Origin of the sequence: Spirulina subsalsa PCC 9445 (genome assembly GCF_000314005.1) — a bacterium.
Taxonomy (GTDB): domain Bacteria; phylum Cyanobacteriota; class Cyanobacteriia; order Cyanobacteriales; family Spirulinaceae; genus Spirulina_A; species Spirulina_A subsalsa.
On the sequence record NZ_JH980292.1, the window covers coordinates 459,205 to 478,350 of the forward strand.

General features: G+C 48.3%; 16 protein-coding genes, 1 tRNA gene and 4 pseudogenes. 11 read left to right on the plus strand and 10 right to left on the minus strand.

Annotated elements, in window-relative coordinates; translation table 11 throughout:
- Positions 1–95: 95 nt before the first annotated feature.
- Positions 96–1,235: an ABC transporter ATP-binding protein gene (locus SPI9445_RS0102510; RefSeq protein ID WP_017303142.1), complete on the minus strand. Its 1,140-nt coding sequence runs from the start codon at positions 1,233–1,235 to the stop codon at positions 96–98.
- Between the two features lie 83 nt (positions 1,236–1,318).
- Between SPI9445_RS0102510 and mrdA the strand changes: the two genes are divergently transcribed.
- Both mrdA and rsmD read left to right on the plus strand, forming a co-directional pair.
- Positions 1,319–3,127, plus strand: coding sequence for a penicillin-binding protein 2 (gene mrdA / locus SPI9445_RS0102515; RefSeq protein ID WP_017303143.1), 1,809 nt, complete (start codon positions 1,319–1,321; stop codon positions 3,125–3,127).
- A 14-nt stretch (positions 3,128–3,141) separates the two neighbouring features.
- Positions 3,142–3,687 (plus strand): 16S rRNA (guanine(966)-N(2))-methyltransferase RsmD, encoded by a 546-nt coding sequence (gene rsmD, locus SPI9445_RS0102520; protein WP_017303144.1) that lies wholly within the window; start codon positions 3,142–3,144, stop codon positions 3,685–3,687.
- Positions 3,688–3,819: 132 nt separating this feature from the next.
- Here rsmD and petG read toward each other — a convergent pair whose 3' ends face one another.
- The 4 genes from petG to SPI9445_RS0102540 form a co-directional block, all read right to left on the minus strand.
- Positions 3,820–3,918, minus strand: coding sequence for a cytochrome b6-f complex subunit V (gene petG / locus SPI9445_RS0102525; protein ID WP_017303145.1), 99 nt, complete (start codon positions 3,916–3,918; stop codon positions 3,820–3,822).
- An 89-nt stretch (positions 3,919–4,007) separates the two neighbouring features.
- The gene (locus SPI9445_RS0102530; RefSeq protein ID WP_026079474.1) at positions 4,008–4,382 is read right to left on the minus strand and encodes a c-type cytochrome; all 375 of its coding nucleotides are present in this window, start codon (positions 4,380–4,382) and stop codon (positions 4,008–4,010) included.
- 338 nt (positions 4,383–4,720) lie between these two features.
- Positions 4,721–6,403 carry an HD domain-containing phosphohydrolase gene (locus SPI9445_RS0102535; protein ID WP_026079475.1) on the minus strand — a complete coding sequence of 561 codons (1,683 nt, stop codon included), beginning with the start codon at positions 6,401–6,403 and terminating at the stop codon, positions 4,721–4,723.
- 542 nt (positions 6,404–6,945) lie between these two features.
- Positions 6,946–7,866: a metal ABC transporter solute-binding protein, Zn/Mn family gene (locus SPI9445_RS0102540; protein ID WP_017303148.1), complete on the minus strand. Its 921-nt coding sequence runs from the start codon at positions 7,864–7,866 to the stop codon at positions 6,946–6,948.
- A gap of 147 nt (positions 7,867–8,013) precedes the next feature.
- Between SPI9445_RS0102540 and SPI9445_RS24060 the strand changes: the two genes are divergently transcribed.
- The 4 genes from SPI9445_RS24060 (at position 8,014) to SPI9445_RS0102560 (ending at position 13,381) form a co-directional block, all read left to right on the plus strand.
- Complete coding sequence (locus tag SPI9445_RS24060) at positions 8,014–8,757, plus strand: metal ABC transporter ATP-binding protein (RefSeq protein WP_017303149.1); 744 nt, start codon at positions 8,014–8,016, stop codon at positions 8,755–8,757.
- Positions 8,757–9,596 carry a metal ABC transporter permease gene (locus SPI9445_RS0102550; protein ID WP_017303150.1) on the plus strand — a complete coding sequence of 280 codons (840 nt, stop codon included), beginning with the start codon at positions 8,757–8,759 and terminating at the stop codon, positions 9,594–9,596. Before SPI9445_RS24060 ends, SPI9445_RS0102550 begins: the two co-directional genes overlap by 1 nt.
- Positions 9,597–9,883: 287 nt before the next feature.
- On the plus strand, positions 9,884–12,415 hold the full coding sequence (locus SPI9445_RS0102555; RefSeq protein WP_017303151.1) for a mannose-1-phosphate guanyltransferase: 2,532 nt from the start codon (positions 9,884–9,886) through the stop codon (positions 12,413–12,415).
- A 108-nt stretch (positions 12,416–12,523) separates the two neighbouring features.
- On the plus strand, positions 12,524–13,381 hold the full coding sequence (locus tag SPI9445_RS0102560) for a Uma2 family endonuclease (RefSeq protein ID WP_017303152.1): 858 nt from the start codon (positions 12,524–12,526) through the stop codon (positions 13,379–13,381).
- Positions 13,382–13,383: 2 nt separating this feature from the next.
- Here SPI9445_RS0102560 and SPI9445_RS29065 read toward each other — a convergent pair.
- A pseudogene (locus SPI9445_RS29065) lies at positions 13,384–13,565 on the minus strand (helix-turn-helix domain-containing protein); the annotation flags it as partial.
- Positions 13,566–13,774: 209 nt separating this feature from the next.
- Between SPI9445_RS29065 and SPI9445_RS31870 the strand changes: the two are divergent.
- The 3 genes and pseudogenes from SPI9445_RS31870 to SPI9445_RS30265 form a co-directional block, all read left to right on the plus strand.
- A pseudogene (locus tag SPI9445_RS31870) lies at positions 13,775–13,900 on the plus strand (GNAT family N-acetyltransferase); the annotation flags it as partial.
- Positions 13,901–13,980: 80 nt separating this feature from the next.
- A complete protein-coding gene (locus SPI9445_RS0102570) occupies positions 13,981–14,295 on the plus strand; it encodes a DUF4388 domain-containing protein (protein WP_017303154.1) in 315 nt (104 codons plus the stop codon).
- A gap of 20 nt (positions 14,296–14,315) precedes the next feature.
- On the plus strand, positions 14,316–14,462 hold the full coding sequence (locus tag SPI9445_RS30265; protein WP_017303155.1) for a hypothetical protein: 147 nt from the start codon (positions 14,316–14,318) through the stop codon (positions 14,460–14,462).
- 216 nt (positions 14,463–14,678) lie between these two features.
- Here the strand turns inward: SPI9445_RS30265 and SPI9445_RS26865 are convergent.
- Both SPI9445_RS26865 and SPI9445_RS31570 read right to left on the minus strand, forming a co-directional pair.
- Positions 14,679–15,699: pseudogene (locus tag SPI9445_RS26865) on the minus strand (IS4 family transposase).
- A gap of 71 nt (positions 15,700–15,770) precedes the next feature.
- Complete coding sequence (locus SPI9445_RS31570; RefSeq protein ID WP_017303157.1) at positions 15,771–15,905, minus strand: hypothetical protein; 135 nt, start codon at positions 15,903–15,905, stop codon at positions 15,771–15,773.
- Between the two features lie 323 nt (positions 15,906–16,228).
- Between SPI9445_RS31570 and SPI9445_RS31875 the strand changes: the two are divergent.
- Positions 16,229–16,303 (plus strand): annotated as a pseudogene (locus SPI9445_RS31875) (Uma2 family endonuclease); the annotation flags it as partial.
- A 32-nt stretch (positions 16,304–16,335) separates the two neighbouring features.
- Here SPI9445_RS31875 and SPI9445_RS0102590 read toward each other — a convergent pair.
- A complete protein-coding gene (locus tag SPI9445_RS0102590) occupies positions 16,336–18,654 on the minus strand; it encodes a TIGR03032 family protein (protein WP_237747917.1) in 2,319 nt (772 codons plus the stop codon).
- 23 nt (positions 18,655–18,677) lie between these two features.
- Positions 18,678–18,762, minus strand: a tRNA-Leu gene (locus SPI9445_RS0102595).
- 84 nt (positions 18,763–18,846) lie between these two features.
- Here SPI9445_RS0102595 and SPI9445_RS24070 point away from each other — a divergent pair.
- The gene (locus SPI9445_RS24070) at positions 18,847–19,110 is read left to right on the plus strand and encodes a hypothetical protein (protein ID WP_164674455.1); all 264 of its coding nucleotides are present in this window, start codon (positions 18,847–18,849) and stop codon (positions 19,108–19,110) included.
- Positions 19,111–19,146: the final 36 nt, after the last annotated feature.

Below are 19,146 nucleotides of genomic sequence, written 5' to 3' on the forward strand. Positions count from 1 at the left end.
CTGTACTGCCATTGGGGACGACCAGACAAGGTTTTGTCTGCTGGGTATTTGACCGAGAAAAAATAATGTTGATAGAAGTTTAGGTTTCATTGTCCCTAACGCTCCAGCACGACACAATCCCCAGCTGACCACCCCATAAACACTTCACTATCGGGTTCTAACGCCAAAACACTATCCCCCGGCTGCATTACGATTACGGTTTCCCCGGTTTGTACTAACTCTACCCCGTACTGTTGGCGAGTTCCTAAATACATGACATACTTTAAGCGCCCCTCATAACAATTCTGCCAATGGGATTGGGGTTCAAGACTTAACTGAATTTTTTCCGGTCGAATACTAACCTGAACTGGAGAAAGAGACTGTACTGGCACCGCACTACTACTAAGAGGAGGAATGAACATGGGCAGTCCTTGGCGTGTAATCAGGGTAACGCGGTCTGGGGTGACTTGGGCGCGATCGCCCACAAACAAATTGGTATCCCCAATAAAGTCCGCCACAAAAGCCGTCTGGGGACATTGATAAATCTCATTAGGAGTTCCGACCTGTTCAATTTGACCCGCCCGGACTACAGCAATTCGATCCGATAACGATAACGCCTCCTCCTGATCATGAGTCACCATGACAAAGGTTAACCCTAATTCCCGATGGAGTCGAGACAGTTCCACCTGCATCTCCTTACGCAATTTAAGGTCTAAGGCCCCAAGGGGTTCATCTAATAACACCACGGCCGGACGATTGACCAAGGCCCGGGCTAAGGCCACGCGCTGCCGTTGTCCCCCGGAGAGTTGATTCGGATAGCGTTGGGCAAATTTTTCCATCTGGACTCCCGCTAAAGCCACCTTAACTTGTTCTTCCCGTTCAGTCCGAGGAACTTTTCTGATTTTTAAACCAAAGGCAATATTTTCTGCAACGGTGAGGTGATTAAATAAAGCGTAACTTTGGAACACCGTATTCACCGGACGACGATAGGGCGGGATGCGATTCATGAGTTGAGATTGAATCAAGACCTCCCCGGCCGAGGGAGTCTCAAAGCCTGCAATCATGCGTAACAGGGTAGTTTTACCACAACCCGAAGGGCCGAGAATACTAAAAAACTCCCCCTGACGAACTTGGAGGTTGACCCCATTGACGGCGGGTTCCCCGTCAAACACCTTGAACAACTGCCGTAATTCAACATCGAGGGATTCCGCGCCCTCATTTGTCGAAATTTGTGTTTTGATTAGAGTAGAATCCATTCCAGATTGTTTATCCCCACTTTGAGTACAACCTCTGAGTTATTTGCTATTTTATTGGCTAATAGAGGAAAGACGAATAACCCATGATGCGAGCCGTTCATCCCACCACCGTTCAACCTGCGTCCAAAGTCGGACCCAAACAAACCTCCCGCACTGTTGGGCGGCAATATCAGTCTGTCTTTATTATGCTAATGATTAGCCTCTTACTGTTAGGGGGCATTGGTTCTCGTTTAGCTTACCTTCAGTTAGTCGAAGGCGATCGCAACAAAGAACTCGCCGAAAATAATCGCATTCGCCTCATTCCCAAGCAACCCGTCCGTGGCACCATTTTCGACCGCAAAGGCCGCATCCTCGCCAGCAGTCGCCTCGCTCACACGGCCTATGTGTGGCCCCTCGCCCAAAAATACGACACTTGGGATCAAACCGTTAAACGCCTTTCCCAAATCCTTAAAATTCCCGAGGCCGACATTCGCACCCCCGTAGAAGATGCAGGCTACAACTCACCCACTCGGGTAGCCGTGGGTCGAGACTTAACGGAAGCTCAAATTACCGCCATTAAAGAATACAGTGCCGAATTACAAGGCGTGGATGTGGATATTGAACATATTCGCAATTACCCCAACAAACAAGTCGGCGCCCACATTCTGGGTTATACCGGAGAACTCAACGCCGAAGAACTCGCCCAACGCCGCAAAGACGGCTACCGTCTGGGGGATATTGTGGGACAAATGGGCGTAGAAGAAGCCTATGAGCATCTGCTGCGCGGGGAGTGGGGCGGACAACAAGTGGAAGTCAACGGCGCGGGTCAAGTGGTGCAGATTTTGGGGCAGAAACAGGCCAAAGCCGGAAGGGATGTCACCATTACCCTCGATTTAGAACTTCAGAAAGCCGCCGAACAAGCTCTAGGCAGCCGTCGAGGGGCGGTGGTAGCCATTGACCCCAATAATGGAGCCGTGCTGGCTATGGCCAGTTTTCCCACCTTTGACCCCAATATTTTCTCCTCCCGCATTACCCCGGAAACCTGGCAAAAACTGCAAGGTCAAGGCAATCCCTTTGTTAACCGGGCGTTGCGGGGTTTTCCTCCCGCTTCTACCTTTAAAGTCGTGACGGCCACAGCGGGGCTGGAATCGGGCAAATATCCCCCCAGTACTATCCTCCCCACTTTTGCCTATTTACGAGTGGGGGGTATGGCATTAGGCGAATGGAATCGCGCCGGTTTTGGACCGATGGGCTATGTCGGGGCGATGGCTTGGAGTAGTAACACCTTCCACGGCCAAATCGGTCGCGGGGTAGGGGGTGAGGTCTTAATCGACTGGGCCCGTCGTTACGGTTTTGGAGATAGAACAGGGATTGAGTTAAAATCTGAGGCTCCAGGTCTGATTGCGGATGATGCTTGGAAACGCAGGCAATTTAACTGGGAGTGGACGGTCGGGGATACGATCAATATGTCTATTGGTCAAGGGTTCACCCAAGCGACTCCTCTACAAGTGGCGGTCATGTTTGCTGTTCCGGCGAATGGAGGCTATCGGGTGCGACCCCATTTAGTGGAAGATCCCAGTAAGAGTAATTCGGATTGGCGAGAGTCTTTAAATCTGAAACCCTCAACCCTTGATATTTTACAGAAATCCCTGCGGGCGGTTGTCACCAATGGAACGGGGGGAGCTTTACAAAGTGAGGGGATTCCTACACCCGCCGGAAAGAGCGGCACGGCGGAAGCTCCTCCGGGGAAAGCCCATGCTTGGTTTGGGGCCTATGCACCCTTTGACAAGCCGGAAATTGTCGTGGTGGCCTTTGCCGAACATTCTGGGGGCGGTGGGGGTTCGGTGGCGGGGCCGATGGTGGCTCAGGTCATGGAGGCCTATTTCCGGCAAAAGAATAATCCTCAGCCCTAAAGGGAGTTCTCCCCATGCGAATTTATGGGAATCGACCGTTGAAAACCCTGCCGGGGCGTGATGTGCGCCCGACTCCGGCGAAGGTGCGGGAGGCTTTGTTTAATATGTGGCGCGATCGCCTCGAAGGATGTCGATGGCTGGATCTCTGTGGGGGCAATGGTTCGATGGGGGCAGAAGCCCTCTGTCGAGGGGCCGGGTGGGTGGTGGGGATTGAAAAGTGGGGGAAGGCCTGCCGAGTGATGGGGGAAAATTGGCAACAGTTCGCCCAGGGGGAGCAAGAGTATCAAGTGATCTGTGGAGATGTTCGCCAAAAACTCCCCGGTTTGGCGGGACAGGTGTTTGATTGTATTTATTTTGACCCACCCTATGCCAGTGATCTCTATCAACCGACCTTAGAGGCGATCGCATCATTCCACTTACTGGCCCCGGATGGGATAATGGCGGCCGAATACGAACCCCATTTCTGGACTCCTCCCCCCCAAGTGCAGCAACTCACCCTCACACGACAAAAGGTTTATGGCAATAGTGCGATCGCCTTTTATCAAGAGGAGGGCGTTTAGGGGCGCAAGTCGGGAGTCGGGAGTCGGGAGTCGGGAAAAGGCAATACTCAAGAGTTTTAGCTATTCACTATTCCCCTGCTCCCCTGTTCCCCCGTTCCCCGTTCCCTAACCCAGTTATTCAGCAGACCTTAGCTAACTCCGTTTGTACTGCATATAGGCCGCAAAAAATAGCCCAGCCAAGGTAATCATAATTAAGCCAAGGGCAATCCCTAAGAGTAAAGGTTCAATCATGCTCGCTCTCCGTTGTTATAGTTCTTTACCTTTTTTTCATCCTACAAGAGATTGGAAACCCTGTGAGGGAAATTCGCCCCTTTTCTCCCTCACAGTGTTTTCAGATACTGCAATAAATCCGCCATATCTTGGGGATTTGGCTGAAACTTTGGCATGGGGGGCGTTTCCCCACTAATCACCTGTTGAATCAACACCACATCAGAGCGCCGTTTCGAGATATGTTGTAGACTCGGCCCCACATTGCCATCTCCATAAACGCCATGACACCCCGCGCAGTTAATCTCAAAAATCGCATGACCCCGTTGAGGATCTCCTTCAATGGCTAACACATTTTGAATATAGGGGTCTGACACGCGGTACAAATAGACCCCAACTAAACTGGACAGCAGCAGGAGAATGATCCCCAGCAAGAGCAAGATCAGTCTTGGTATTACAGTTTCGGTCTGGGCAGACTGAGTATCCACGGTCAATATGGTAAGAGTTCGCAGGAGATTAATCGTTGAGATGATCACAGGGACAACCCCACTTTGATTCAAAGCGGGATTTCCCAGAATGTTGCATTTCATCAACTAAGCTTAAGATTTATGGCGAAAATCAGCAAGGGGTTGGGCAAGTTAGGGTTTGTTGAATAAAGGAGCAGGGGAATATTGGGTAGGGTGCGTTACGCTCCGCTAACGCACCGTTCGGGCATCCCAAGGGCTATTTCCGACTCCCTAGGGCGCAAGCATTGCGCCCCTACACCGACACCGGACACCCGACACCCGATTCCCCGTTCCCTGTTCCCCTGTCAAGTAGACCCCACTCAGCCCTCTTCGGGGACTTGATGCCCCAGAACCTGATACACTTGGCGCTGAATAAACACATCCACTAAAGCCTGATTGATTTTATTCTTATGGGCTTCTTCCCGTAAAATGCGCAGAACGGTAGGCACGGGTAAAGGTTTACGATAGGGACGATCTGCCGCCGTCAGGGCATCATAAATATCTGCAACGGTTAACATTTGGGTTTGAATGGGAATTTGATCCCCTTTCAATCCTTCAGGATAGCCTGACCCGTCTAAGGTTTCATGGTGACGGTAGGCAATGACGGGGATTTCTTTCAGGTGTTTTGTCCAAGGGATGCGCTTGAGAAACTCGTAAGAGTGGGTAACATGAGACTCAATGAGTAAACGTTCTTGATTGCTCAAATTCCCCCGAGGAGTCAGCAATTGTTCTAATTCTGCTGGTGTTAGCAGGGGGTGCAGTTGCCCATCGATGCCGCGATAGTGATATTGAGACAGGGCGGTTAAATCGGCTAGTGCTTCCTCAGAAAGGGCGTGAAATGGCTCTGTTGCCAAGGCTTCCGGCTCATTGAGGTGTTCAATAAAGGCTTGATACTTTTGTAGGGTTGCGATCGCCTTTTGTAAATCTGCGTCTAACTCCGCCAACTGTTGGCAGTGACTACAACTCCCCCCTTTATCAGGACTATGAAACACCCGAGGATGATTGATCAGGTGTTGAAACTTCCGTTCAGCACAGTCCATCTGTAACGTGCGTTGTGCCACAGCAAAGCGCTGACGAATCACCTCTAACTGTTCGGGGTACAGTTTTTTCCGTTTATTTAAAACCGTTTCCGGTACTCCAACCTTACCAAAATCATGAAGTAGGGCAGCGTAGCGGATTTCTTGCAGTTGTTGAGCATTAAAAGAAAACCCCCACAACGGCCCTAAATCAATTGTATTCACTTCTTGGGCTAACTGCACCGTTAAATCCGCCACCCGTTCAGAATGCCCCGAAGTCGTCGGATCCCGGGCTTCAATCACTTGCACAGAAGCCCTCACAAAGCCCTCAAACAAGTTCTCAATGTTTTTTTGTAGAATATTGCGTTCAATGGAAATCGCCGCTTGAGAGGCAAAAGAACGCAAAATCCGTTCCTCCCAATCAGAATAGGGGCGAGTGATTTCCTGGGCATTTTCCGGGGTAATCAACAGATGAGGGCTAGTTTTGCGATTAAGGAGTTGCAATACCCCGATTAACTCCCCCTCAGCATTGTGCATGGGCAGGACAATCACCGAACAAGTCCGATAGCCAAAATCCTGATCAAATCCCCGATCCAGTTTATAAGGGAGATGAGTGGGAAGAGCATAGGCATCCGGGATGTTAAGCGATCGCCCCGTTGCCGCCACATACCCCGCTAAACTCTCGGGTGAAATTGGGAGTGCAACCTCAGAAAAAGATGCCCGGGGGAGGGAATCATTCTGAGCCACTTTGAAAATCAAATAAGGCTCTTCTTCAGAACGATCTATCAAAAAAATACTACCTGCGTCACTATAGGTAATCTCTCGACTTTTACTTAAAATTAGATGCAACAACTGCCCTAGGTCTTGTATAGCAGACAATGCTGTTCCAGTAGCTAGCAGTTTCTCTATGAGGTCTAGACGATCTTGAAACTGAGTCGTAAATTCCTCATAATCGTATATGAGATTGAGGGAATTAAGGGCAGTCATAGTTGCGAATAAGGCACAAAGGGAATAAGGCACAAAGAGTGAATATTCAAGGCAAGCTGAAGCCAGAGAGCTAGACGATCTGCACAAATCCCAATCAGCTTATCCCAAGTATATCCTTTTAGAAAAATTTAATACATTTTTTGACTTAATTCAAAGTCAGTCAAAAAACACTCGACCATAACGAGACTATCTACACTCTAGTCTTCAATCTTTTTTCCGTAGATTCCGGCAATCTTCATTAAAAATTTAAAAAAAATCAGTAAAAATACTGATTTGGATGGCTTCTGATTCCAGATCCATTATCAGGGGCGGATCTTACATTGACACCTAGGGGGCTTTTGCGCAAAACGGCACGGAATTACTTCTTGAGAAGATAAAGAGACAGTAAGCTATAGCTTGCGGAATAAAAGGGAATAGGAAATCTTTTTAATTCCCTATCTCCCCGACTTTTTCACCACACTCTAAGCTCAATGTTCCCAGGGGAGAATCACTTTCAAAAATCTGTCCTCCCTCTACCCTCAAACCCCGGCCAAACGCCCTCCTTAATTGGGTGCAAAAGGAGTTATAGTTCCCCCCAAACCTTCCACAATTGCCGTTGTATTCGCCACCAACATATTAATATAACTATCCCCCGCACTACCTGCCGCCCCAATAGAATCAGAATATAACTGTTGTGACGACAAAACCGCCCCTGATTCCTGGGCTAAGGTATCCATTAATGCCGGATTAATCGTCGTTTCAGCAAACACAGTAGGGATATTTTGCCCACGAACTTCATTCGCCAATTGACTCAATGTTTGCGCACTGGGCTGTTCTTCTGTGCTGACCCCAATTAAGGTTCCCAGTATTTCTAAACCGTAGGCTTCTGCGTAATAGGCAAAAGCATCATGGGTCGTCACTAACTTTCGATTTTCCGGGGGAATGGTGGCAATTTGGGCTAAAATCCATTGATCCAGTGCTTCTAATTGTTCAATTAAACCCTGAGCATTCTGGCGTAAATTTTCGGCTTTTCCGGGCAATAATTCAATCAAAGCATCCCGAATGACTTCCACCATAATGATCCCATTTTTCGCATCTCCCCAAACATGGGGATCGGGCAAGTTTTCTGCCTCATCCATTAACGGAGTAATTTGTTCAGCCACTGCGATTTTTTTAGCCCGAATCCCGGCGGCATTAATTAACCGAATTAAAGCCGGTTCTAAGTCGTAGCCATTATAGAAAATTAAATCCGCTCGTTCTAAGGCAATACTATCTTGAGGGACGGGTTCATAAACATGGGGATCTTCCCCCGGTTTTAAGATACTTTTCAGTTCAATTTTGTCCCTCGCGACCTCTTGGGTCAGATCTGCCAAAATGGTACTGGTGGCCACCACATAGGGTTTATCTGAGTCTGAAGTGGGTTGTGCATTGCACCCACTCAACAGCAACAGTCCACAAAACAGGAGTTTTTCTAAGTGTCTCATCGTCCATTCACAATTCTTTTCATAATTCTCTCATAATTTTTATCATAATTCTTTCATTTTCTGCTATGCTGGGGGGTATTGTGGGAAGTTAAAAGCCGTTGTCAACCACCCCAGCCACGAGGGGATGGGGTTTCTCGGAGGAAGATCATGAGCCAGATCACGATTGAAAATTTGGGCGTACAGTACCGTAGTTTTGAGGCCTTGCGTCAGGTTAGCTGTGTGGTGCATTCAGGACGCTTAACGGGGATGATTGGCCCCAATGGGGCGGGGAAGAGTACGCTGTTAAAGGCGATGTTGGGGTTAATCCCGGCCGAGGGAACCCCTGTTTTGTATGGGGGGCAACCGTTACACCGTCAACTAGAGAAGGTGGCCTATGTTCCCCAACGGAGTCAGATTGACTGGACTTATCCCGCGACGGTGTGGGATGTGGTGATGATGGGACGAGTGAAGAAAACCGGGTGGTTGCGGCGCTTTTCAGTCACCAGTCGCCATCGGGCTTATGAGGCTTTGGTGCGGGTAGGCATGGAGAAATTTTGCGATCGCCCCATCGGACAACTTTCGGGAGGACAACAGCAGCGCGTCTTTTTAGCCCGATCATTAGCCCAAGAAGCCGAAATATTTTGTTTCGATGAACCCTTTGTGGGAGTAGATCAAAAAACCGAGGTCGTTTTATTCCAGATTTTCCGAGAATTAGCCGATCAAGGTCATGTCGTGTTAGTCGTGAATCATGATTTGGGGGAATCGATTACCCATTTTGATGATTTAATTTTATTGAACAAGGAAATTGTCGCCGCCGACGTGCGGGAAAACGTCTTAAACGAAAGCAACTTAAACCGCGCTTATGGGGGGAAAGTCTCCTTTTTCTCTGGATCTTCTTTACAAGCTGCCTGATGAATGCCCTGCTTGAACCCCTCCAATATAGTTTTATGCAGCGATCGCTCATTGTCGCGGTTATCGTCGGTATGCTTTGCGCTGTCGTCGGTTGCTACCTCTTAGTGCAGCGTTTAGCCCTCCTTGGGGATGCCATTAGTCATTCCGTCTTACCCGGTTTAGCCCTTGCCTTTTTAACCGAAACCAATCTTTTTGTCGGGGCCTTTATTGCCGGAATTATTAGCACCCTTTGTATTAATTTAATTCACACCCGTTCTAACATCAAAGAAGATGCCGCTATGGGGATTGTTTTCTCCGCCTTCTTCGCCCTCGGAATTATCCTCATTACCACCATTCAACGAGAGAACAAGATAGACTTAAATCATTTCCTCTTCGGCAATATTTTAACCGCCACCTTTAGCGATGTACGGGACACCCTAATCATTGCCGTTTTAGTTTTATTAGGGGTGGGTCTATTATACAAAGAACTACTATTTTATTCCTTTGACAAACTCGGCGCGCAAGCCGTAGGTTTACCCGTTAAATTACTAGATTTAAGTCTAATGGTCTTGATTGGCATGACCATTATTGCCAGTTTAAAAGCCGTTGGTGTTATTTTAGTTCTCTCCCTATTAATTACCCCCGCCGCCACCGCTTATTTATTGGTGAAACGACTCCATCAGATGATGTTTATCGGGGTAGGAGTCGGGGTAATTTCTAGTATTAGTGGGATGTATCTAAGTTATTTCTACAATCTCCCCTCCGGCCCCGCCATTGTATTAGTCGCAACCGGATTATTTATTCTCGCCTTTCTCTTCAGCCCCAGCCAAGGACTTTTAACGGTAAACAGTAAGAAATAGGTAATGGGTGACAGGTAATAGATAATAGCCAAAACTCTTACATTTTGCTTTTTGCCTATTGCCTCTTGCCTTTTACCTCTTGCCTATTTCCTGAATAATTGATCGTGAATCTAGCTAAATGTTAAAATTCTCTAGGGTTTCCGCCTGATAGAGAGGGGATTAGGGATACTAGGAGATGGAGTATCCGGTTGGCTCAACGGGAGTCGTAGATACAGCATAAAAGAAACACTTTAACCAGCCCCTGTTAATAAAAATCAATAAAAATGTTTAATCATTAAGGAGTATTTATGCGTGCAGTGCTGATGGCGGGCGGTTCTGGGACTAGACTACGCCCTTTAACCTGTGATCTCCCCAAACCGATGGTATCCATCCTCAACCGTCCCATCGCCGAACATATCATCAACCTACTCAAAGACAACGGCATCACCGAAGTAATTGCCACCTTGCACTATCTCCCCGATATTATGCGGGACTACTTCCAAGACGGGAGCGACTTTGGCGTACAGATGACCTACGCCGTAGAAGAAGATCAACCCCTTGGGACTTCGGGTTGTGTAAAAAACATTGCCGAACTATTAGACGAAACCTTTCTGGTCATCAGTGGCGATAGTTTGACCGATTTTGACTTAAGGGCTGCGATCGCCTTTCATAAAGCCAAACGCTCCAAAGCCACCCTTATCCTAACCCGCGTCCCCAACCCCCTAGAATTCGGAGTCGTCATCACCGACAGTCAACAACGGATTTGTCGCTTCCTCGAAAAACCCTCCACCAGCGAGATATTTTCCGATACCGTCAACACCGGAGCCTACATCCTAGAACCCGAAGTCCTAGACTATCTCCCCGTCAACGAAGAATCCGACTTTTCCAAAGACCTCTTCCCCCTCCTCCTCCAACGAGGAGAACCCATGTATGGGTACATCGCCGAGGGCTATTGGTGCGACATCGGCAACCTCGACACCTACCGTCAAGCCCAGTATGACGGCTTAGACGGCAAAGTTCACCTACAGATTCCCTACGAAGAAAAAACCCCCGGTCAATGGATTGGTCAAAACACCTACATTGACCCCAGCGCCAAAATCGAGCGCCCCGTTCTCATTGGTAGTAATTGCCGCATTGGCCCCCGCGTCCATATTGAAGCCGGAACCGTCCTCGGCGACAATATCACCGTCGGAGCCGATGCCGACCTGAAACGCCCCATCATCGCCAACGGCGCAATCATCGGCGAAGAAGCCCACTTAAGAGCCTGTGTCATCTCCCGAGGGACAAGAGTAGACCGTCGCTCTCATATCCTAGAAGGCGCCGTTGTTGGGTCCCTCTCCACCGTCGGAGAAGAAGCCCAAATCAGTCCGGGAGTGCGCGTTTGGCCCAGCAAAAAAATAGAGTCAGGAGCCATTTTGAACATTAACCTGATTTGGGGAACCATGGCCCAGCGCAATCTGTTCGGACAACAGGGCGTTTCTGGATTAGCCAACATAGACATCACCCCAGAATTTACCGTCAAACTCGGAGCCGCCTACGGCTCCACCTTAAAACCCGGTTCCATGATCACCGTATCCCGCGACCAACGCCCCATCTCCCGCATGGTCAGCCGTTCCCTCATTGCCGGATTAATGTCCACCGGAGTTCACATCCAGAACCTCGAATCCACCGCCATCCCCGTCGCCCGTACCGTCATCCCCACCCTCAGCGTCTCCGGGGGAATCCATGTCCGCCTCCACCCAGACCGCCCCGACTATATCCTGATTGAATTTTTCGATAAACAAGGCATTAACATTTCCAAAGCCAAAGAAAAGAAAATCGAGGGAACCTACTTTAAAGAAGATATCCGCCGGATGCCCATAGCCGACATTGGCACCATGACCTACGCTTCCCAAGTCTTAGACCTCTACAGTCGCTGTTTTGAGCGACAACTCAACGTTGCCGCCGTCCAAAACAGCCGCGCCAAAGTGGTGATTGATTACGTCTACGCCGTCACCGGGGCCATTTTACCCCGCTTACTGGCAAAATTTGGCTGTGATGCTGTGGTATTAAACGCCAGCTTAAGCCAGACCGCCGTTTCCAACGAAGAACGAGAAAACTTGCTAATTCAGTTAGGCCATGTCGTGGAGGCCGTGCGGGCGAATTTCGGCGTACAGGTATCTGCTAATGGAGAACAGTTAATTCTCGTCGATGAGGCAGGTTTACCCATTCGGGGCGAAACCCTGACCGCCCTAATGGTTAACATGATCATGACCGCTCATCCCCGGAGTACCGTTGTGGTGCCCGTGCAGACCTCCAGCGCCGTAGAAAAAATTGCCCGTCGTCATGATGGTCGCGTCATTCGCACCAAAGCCAGTCCCACGGCCTTGATGGAAGCAGCCCGGGCGAATCATAATGTGGTCTTAGGAGGGAGTGGGGAAATGGGCTTTATTTTTCCCAGTTTACATCCCGGATTTGATGCCATGTTCTGCATTGCCAAGTTAATTGAAATGTTAACCATTCAGGAACGTTCCTTAGCCCAAATTCGCGCCGAATTGCCCAAGGTGTGCCATAAAAACTACACAATGCGTTGTCCTTGGACAGTGAAAGGGGCTTTAATGCGTCATTTAGTAGAAACCCATGCTCCGGAAAATTTGGAGTTAATCGACGGGGTGAAAATCGTTAATCGGCAAAATGATAGCTGGATTTTGATTCTGCCTGATGCGGGAGAGCCATTGGTTCATTTGTATGCCAATAGTGACGATCGAGACTGGGTAGATCGGGTGTTATTGGAGTATCGTCAGCGTGTACAAGGGTTTATTGATCAGGAGGAGGGAGTGGATCTCTTGCAATTGGGTTAGAATCGACCCGGATTCTGCCGAGTCGTTGCGTTTGGTGTGGGGAATTAGAAATCCTGGGGTTTCTTTGTTACAATGTGAATCACCCTTTGCGATGAGAACTATTGCACCATGACCATCGCCAAATCTTCGCCCTTCGGTATTACCCGCTTACCGGATCATACCCAACTCCCCGACTCCGACGGTACTTTTGTGAAAAACTTTCAGGAGCATCCCCAAAGTATCCTACTCACTGATTCCATCCAACCCCGATTAGAGCAACTCCATCCTGATGGACAGTATGCCATCGGTCAAGATTGTGGCATTTATTGGCGTTTAACTGAACCTCCCGAAAAGGGAGCGGAATGTCCCGACTGGTTTTATGTTCCTAATGTTCCTCCCGCTCTAGATGGACAATTTAGGCGTTCCTATGTGTTATGGCAAGAATTTATCCCCCCCCTGATTGCCCTTGAATTTGTCTCAGGAGATGGGTCCGAAGAGCGAGATAGAACTCCCCTATCACAATTAACAGAAAACCGCCAAAAACCGGGGAAATTCTGGGTCTATGAACAGATTATCCGTCCCGCGTTCTATGCCATCTATGAGGTACAACGGGCAAGTGTGGAGGTCTATCACTTGATCGAAAATCATTATGAGTTAGTCCAGGCCAACCAACGGGGGCATTATGCCATAGAACCGATGGGGGTAGAGTTGGGCATTTGGCAAGGACGCTATGGGAATGTAGAGTTGCCTTGGTTGCGCTGGTGGGATTGTGAGGGGAATTTATTGTTAACGGGGGATGAACGAGCGCAAATTGAACGAGAACGAGCGCAAATTGAACGAGAGCGAGCGGAAGAAGCTCAGTTGGCATTAGAGCAAGAACGGCAACAACGGCAACAACGGGAACAGGAGTTAGAGCAAGAACGACAACGGGCGGCAAGACTGGCGGAGTTGTTGCGTTCTCAGGGCATTAACCCAGAGGAATTTTGAGATTGATATCCAGTTACAGGGTTTTCCCTGAATTGAGGAAAGTTAATCGACCGAAACTGACCATATTTCTTAAACCGGGGAAAACCAAATTATATACCCCTCGACAGATTTCTAGCCAGTCAAGTAATTCTTTTTCTTGACTGGCATCTGGATAAATTCTGTAGCAATAGTTGAGGTTTAACAAGAATAGTAGCTTATGGACATGAACCAATTATACAATATTTAGGGATAAATCGTCACTCCCTAGTAAATGATTGTTGGTGAATTTTCGGGGCATCGAACCCCTCAATTAACCGTCTTTCATCCCGGCACTGACATTTGCTACGCAACGCTTTGCGTTCGCGAAGCGTCACGAAGTGAACGCGAACGTACAGTGCGGGGCTTCCCGACGATTTCTATGATGACCGGATGGCGAAAATTCTCAAGGCTTACATCGGCGAGATCAACGACATGGAACAGCAGGAAATTGATGCCATTAATCAGGATCTCCCCTTCACCAAAAAGGAAATTGTCTTTTGAATTTGAGTTTTCCCAACTTTTTCACGTTGTTTTTCTAAGATTCTAAAGTTGAAGCCTATCAGATTGTGCCTTGTCTCACTATGACCCCTCCAACTTCTACCTTGAATCTTCTTTATTCCCTCCTGAAAAAGCTTGGGGAGACAACAGCCACAGGTCAATTAGTCCTCACTGCCCAGAACAAACGCTGGTATTTCTTCTTTTACCAAGGTAAATTAGCCCATGCTACCACCCAAACCCATCGCGTTCGGCGTTGGTATCGGGCATTACGGAAACATGACCATTCATGGACTCCCACGGACTCCGATGCTTTCCAACGAGAACCTTGGGAGTATTGTGTCCTCTTGCAAGAGTACCAACAGAAAAACTCCATTATTCCAAAGCGAAAGCGATTTTAAAAACTATTTTTTTAGAGGTTTTGTTCTCTCTAAGTCAGGCGCAAAATATCACGCATAAATGGACTAATAACTGGTCGATTGAGAAATATAATCAGCCAGAGTTTACCTTTGAACGGGCAGAACTGAAACCCCTTTTTAAGGAAGTCAAAGCCTTAAGTGAACAATGATATTCTTTGACCTTTTTCCCGAGTCTTTCTGATCAAGGTATTTTCTTACAAACTCCTCCCCCTTTCTTCGGCATCAAATAACAGTCTATTATCCCTGCAACCCTTACTCAACGGAAAGCGAACCTTCTGGGATATTGTTGTAAAAACCCAGAAGTGTTGAATCGGTACTTATGAACTAAGTACAAATGGACACACTAACCCTGTTAAGGGGTAAATTTAACCAGGTGGCACTAGCTCTCTAAACCAGTGTACATAGCTAATTTTTTGACACATAAACGCCTGTAAATATCGCAATTTATCCAATAAAGATTTACCGAACTCTGTCGGTATCTTGAGCATATTTAGAAGTAAATAGGCAATCAGACAACTATAAATCTGGATTTCAATTCCGTTGATATTTTTTAGGGATGAGGCGATCTAATTTGAGGTGCATCTTTAAAAATTTCCAAAAGCAACTCAATTGACCAACGCAAACGATAAAACTCGGCAATTTCTTCTGAGCTAACTCCTCCTTCTCCCGTCTCGGGTAAGTTCGTTACTAATCGAAACTCAGTCTTTTCTCTAAGTCGCTAAAACTTACGACTCTAGCTTCAATTTGTTCGCGACCTTGGCCTAGTAAACAATTGCCATTATCTAGGAAAGTTAAGTGAACATTGTTCCTAATTCTCAGAACGAAGTAGCGATCCTTCAACTTTTGTAACAGGGCAATTTGAATTAGGCTAAAAAAGCCTCTATCCATTATTCCAACGCCATTAGCTGGAATTGATTCTAGGGTTGTATCGCCATATTTATAGTCATGACCTTGACCAAAATGAAGGAAGAGTCCGCCTGGAATTCCGGTGAAGAGATTTAGACCCGCAAAAAGCTTGACTTGGTGAACTTCTTGATGCCAGAGTAACTTACTGGTGAGAGTGACAATGGTTGAATCTAAGGGAAAAAGTTGTAGCTGATTGGATGGAATCTTATTCTGTTTAAGAAACTGTTGTGTTAGATGAACCCACAATTGATAAAAAATTTGAGGATCGCGATACTTACTGGCTTTAGAAAAGGTGGAAATATCAACAGACTCCCCCATAATATTAAGCCTCTTGAAGAGACTTCTCATACTGGTTTGACTCTGGTCAAGAACAAATTCAAGCCAAATGGAAACGAATTTAAAAGTATTTAAGACGGGATAGTCATCTTGAGGCAAATGACCGAGGCATTGTTTGACAATTTGAGGAAAGTTGGATAGAATCAAGGGATTAGTTTTTTTAAAAAAGTAAGCCCCTATTTTAAAACAATAGGGGCTTTTTGTCAAGTTTTTTACTAACATTCAACACTTCTGGTATATTGCCAATCTCCGATGAGGGTTGCAGCTTGTGCGGAGGGGGTATAGGGCGCAAAGTAGCACAAGGAAGTAGCGGCTAAACCTAACGTTAAACTTGCAATTTTATTCAGCATGGTTAATTTCTCGCGTGAAGTTACTTGATACTAAGGACAGGAGCTATGTTTGATTTTTTTGTGTCCTGTCGGGCATTGAACCTAGGGTTTTGATGCCTTATGTAACTGTCTCGCTCAGTTGGCAGGGAAATGATGCAAGGAAGGATAAACTTTACCGTAACTTCATAATTGGATCTAGTTAGGGCTTGCTGAATAACTCTGCTCTGGGTGGGGAATGGGGAACAGGGGCAGTCGGGAATGGCGAGTCGGGAGTAATGTCCCTGACTCCGACGGTACTTTTTTGAAGCTCCCCACCCACAAGGGGATGGGGCTTTCAACGCAACATTGCTGTAAAAAATTTTCAGGAGCATCCCCAAAGTATTCTACTCACTGACTCCATCCCCTCCCTGCAAGCGAGGAAGGGGAATTCCGCAACATTTTTTTTAAAACTCTATCGCTCCCGCAAAAACCCCCAGTTCTTCAAGCTTAACTCCTTCATCACTCGACTTATCACCCCAGACCAGTCTTGCCGCAGGGTTTGCCGGAATAACGTCATGGTGGGATACCAAGGAGTTTCACGGCGGTCTAACATCCAGCGCCAATCGGGAGCATAACAGAGCAACGTCCAGACCTGTTTTCCTAATGCTCCCGCCAGATGAGCAACAGAAGTATCAACAGTAATTACTAAGTCGAGTTCTTGGATTAAGCGGGCGGTGGCGGCAAAGTCGGTCAGGAAGGGGCTTAAATCCGCGACAGGGCAAGAGTCGGGCAGTTCTTTTAACTCTTCGACCCGTTCCCCTTTTTGTAGGCTGTACCACTGAAAATTAGACTGTTGTAGCAGGGGGAGAAAGTCCTTTAGGGTGGCGGAACGGTTGTGATCGTTTTTGTGGGTGGGACTGCCTCCCCAAACGATGCCGACTTTGGGCAAGGGGGAGGGGGGCAGTTGAGGATGGGGGGCGGGGGTGATGTGGAGATAGGGGCAGGGGGTGGGGTGGGTGTCGGGGAAAACTTGCAGGACGTGGGGCAAACTCATTAGGGGGATGTAGCTGTGGAAGTCCTCTAGATTAAGGGGGCCGGGGGGGAGGATTTGGTCAATGCCGGGGACTGAGGCGAAGAGTTCCCTTAATTCGGGGACACAGACGAGGAGAACACGACTACACCGTTGGGCGGCTAGGGGGAGATAGCGGATAAATTGGATAGCATCTCCAGCGCCTTGTTCTGTGTGGATGAGTAGGGTTTGTTGGGGTAGGGGGCGACCATCCCAGCGGGGGTGAGGACAGTCAAAGGGGGTAAATTCGGGGGTTTGCCAGCGCCATTCGCACTCTTGAAAGCCTTCTGCCCATTGCCCCAAGGTTAATAGAGCCATGCCGAGGTTAAAGTGAAGGGTGGGGAGGTCGGGACGGAGTGTAAGGGCTTGTCGATAGTGAGCAAGGGCTAAAAGCATTTGATTCTGGGCATTGTAGAGAATCCCCAAGTTGTTATAACTCTCTGCGTGGTGGGGGTCAAATTCTAGGATTTGGCGAAACTGGGCGAGGGCGAGATCATGGGTTTTGGGGTCATCTCGATAAATCACCCCCAGATTGTACAGGGCGGGGATATAGTCCGGTTGTAAGGCGAGACAATCTTGATAATGTGCGATCGCCTTTTCCCGTTCCCCCGTCTCATAGGCCTGATTCCCCAACTCAAACAGATGATTCGGCGACTGCATCGCCAACTCCGGGGACGGATGCACCACCTCCTGTAACGCCTCATCCGGCAGCGCAAAAGACGTTTTCAGTAACTCCTCATCCCACTCAATCAACTCCGGAAACCGAATCCCCGGCAGAACCTCCACCGCGAAAACCTCCTGTACGGCATCCTCGAAGCGCAGGAAGGCCACCGTTTCCCCCCGGTCGATATCCACCACCCAAACCCCACAACAACGCTCCTCTTGCTGACTAATGGGAATCCCACTAAACACCGCCGTTTCCCGCACTTGGGACAGTCCCACAAAAGCCCAGCGCCCATAAAAACTCAGCCCCCGCGTAAACCCCGGCAACTGTGCCACTGGGGTTAATTTCCCCCCGTTCAAGTCAACCGTTGCCAAACTCCCTTTCCCCGACTCCAACACCCAGAGGCGCCCATCATACCACCGAGGAGAGTGAGGCATCGAGAGGCTTTGAGTGATGATCTCATTACTGGGAATATCCATCAGAATCCCCCCCGTTGCCTTGGTTTTCCGCCATCCTTCCGGGGTATTCGTCGCCCCCAAGGCCGTCACATACTGGGGTTGATTCATCGGCCCCACTGCCAAACCATTGAGGTGACAACGGTCTTCTAGAGCATAGTGGGTAATAAAAGGAGGTCGCCAGCGAGGGACAAAACTAGAACGATCTTCCAGCGTACAGAGACAGGAAAAACGGGTATTAATAAACCATAATTCCTCATCAATATAGGTCATTTCGTGAATATCAATATCCCCCGTAATGTGGGTTTTGCGGGGTAAATAACAAGCATCATGGGGGCCTGGTTCTTTCAATCTTGGAATAACGGCGGGAATATTGCGAAATTCGATAATTTGGAAGTGAGTCCCAATGGCCAAGCGGTTGGCATCAGCTACCATCCCCATTGGTTTATCAAAGACCCGAAAATGAGTATTTAGCACTTCTCCCTCACTGCGCAAAATAACCACTTTTCCCGCTTGGTAGGTGGACACAATGAGGGAGATTCCCAGTTGATTCAGCAGGTGAGGAAAATTGCTAGTGTGGACACTACTTAAAGGGTTTTGCAAAGGGCTTTGCATAGGGGAATAGATGGGGGCGGAGAGACTTGAACTCTCACGGTTATCACTAACCAACGGATTTTAAGTCCGTAGCGTCTACCATTCCGCCACGCCCCCCTTTTTTCAAAGGCGAACTTCATCATAGCAGAAAAAAAACGGGCTTGGCAAATTAATTTATTTTATGGTTTCTTGATGGAATGTTTGACAACATTGATAAATAGGGAACAGGGAACGGGGAACAGGGAATCGGGAGTCGGGAGTCGGGAGTCGGGAGTCGGGTGTCGGGTGTCGGGTGTCGGGTGTCGGGAATCGGGAGTCGGGTGTCGGGAATCGGGAGTCGGGTGTCGGGAGTCGGGAATCGGGAGTCGGGAATCGGGAGTCGGGAATCGGGAGATTGCCTCTCCCCTGCTCCCCTGCTCCCCTGCTCCCCCGTTCCCCGTTCCCTTTAACAAAAATGCTGCGTAATTCCCCTTCCTCGCTTGCAGGGAGGGGATGGACTTG

Coding starts and splice junctions, on each gene's coding strand:
- SPI9445_RS0102510 (WP_017303142.1), bottom strand. CDS start 1,235: ATGGATTCTACTCTAATCAAAACACAAATTTCGACAAATGAGGGCGCG.
- mrdA (WP_017303143.1), top strand. CDS start 1,319: ATGATGCGAGCCGTTCATCCCACCACCGTTCAACCTGCGTCCAAAGTC.
- rsmD (WP_017303144.1), top strand. CDS start 3,142: ATGCGAATTTATGGGAATCGACCGTTGAAAACCCTGCCGGGGCGTGAT.
- petG (WP_017303145.1), bottom strand. CDS start 3,918: ATGATTGAACCTTTACTCTTAGGGATTGCCCTTGGCTTAATTATGATT.
- SPI9445_RS0102535 (WP_026079475.1), bottom strand. CDS start 6,403: ATGACTGCCCTTAATTCCCTCAATCTCATATACGATTATGAGGAATTT.
- SPI9445_RS0102540 (WP_017303148.1), bottom strand. CDS start 7,866: ATGAGACACTTAGAAAAACTCCTGTTTTGTGGACTGTTGCTGTTGAGT.
- SPI9445_RS24060 (WP_017303149.1), top strand. CDS start 8,014: ATGAGCCAGATCACGATTGAAAATTTGGGCGTACAGTACCGTAGTTTT.
- SPI9445_RS0102550 (WP_017303150.1), top strand. CDS start 8,757: ATGAATGCCCTGCTTGAACCCCTCCAATATAGTTTTATGCAGCGATCG.
- SPI9445_RS0102555 (WP_017303151.1), top strand. CDS start 9,884: ATGCGTGCAGTGCTGATGGCGGGCGGTTCTGGGACTAGACTACGCCCT.
- SPI9445_RS0102560 (WP_017303152.1), top strand. CDS start 12,524: ATGACCATCGCCAAATCTTCGCCCTTCGGTATTACCCGCTTACCGGAT.
- SPI9445_RS0102570 (WP_017303154.1), top strand. CDS start 13,981: ATGACCCCTCCAACTTCTACCTTGAATCTTCTTTATTCCCTCCTGAAA.
- SPI9445_RS31570 (WP_017303157.1), bottom strand. CDS start 15,905: ATGCTGAATAAAATTGCAAGTTTAACGTTAGGTTTAGCCGCTACTTCC.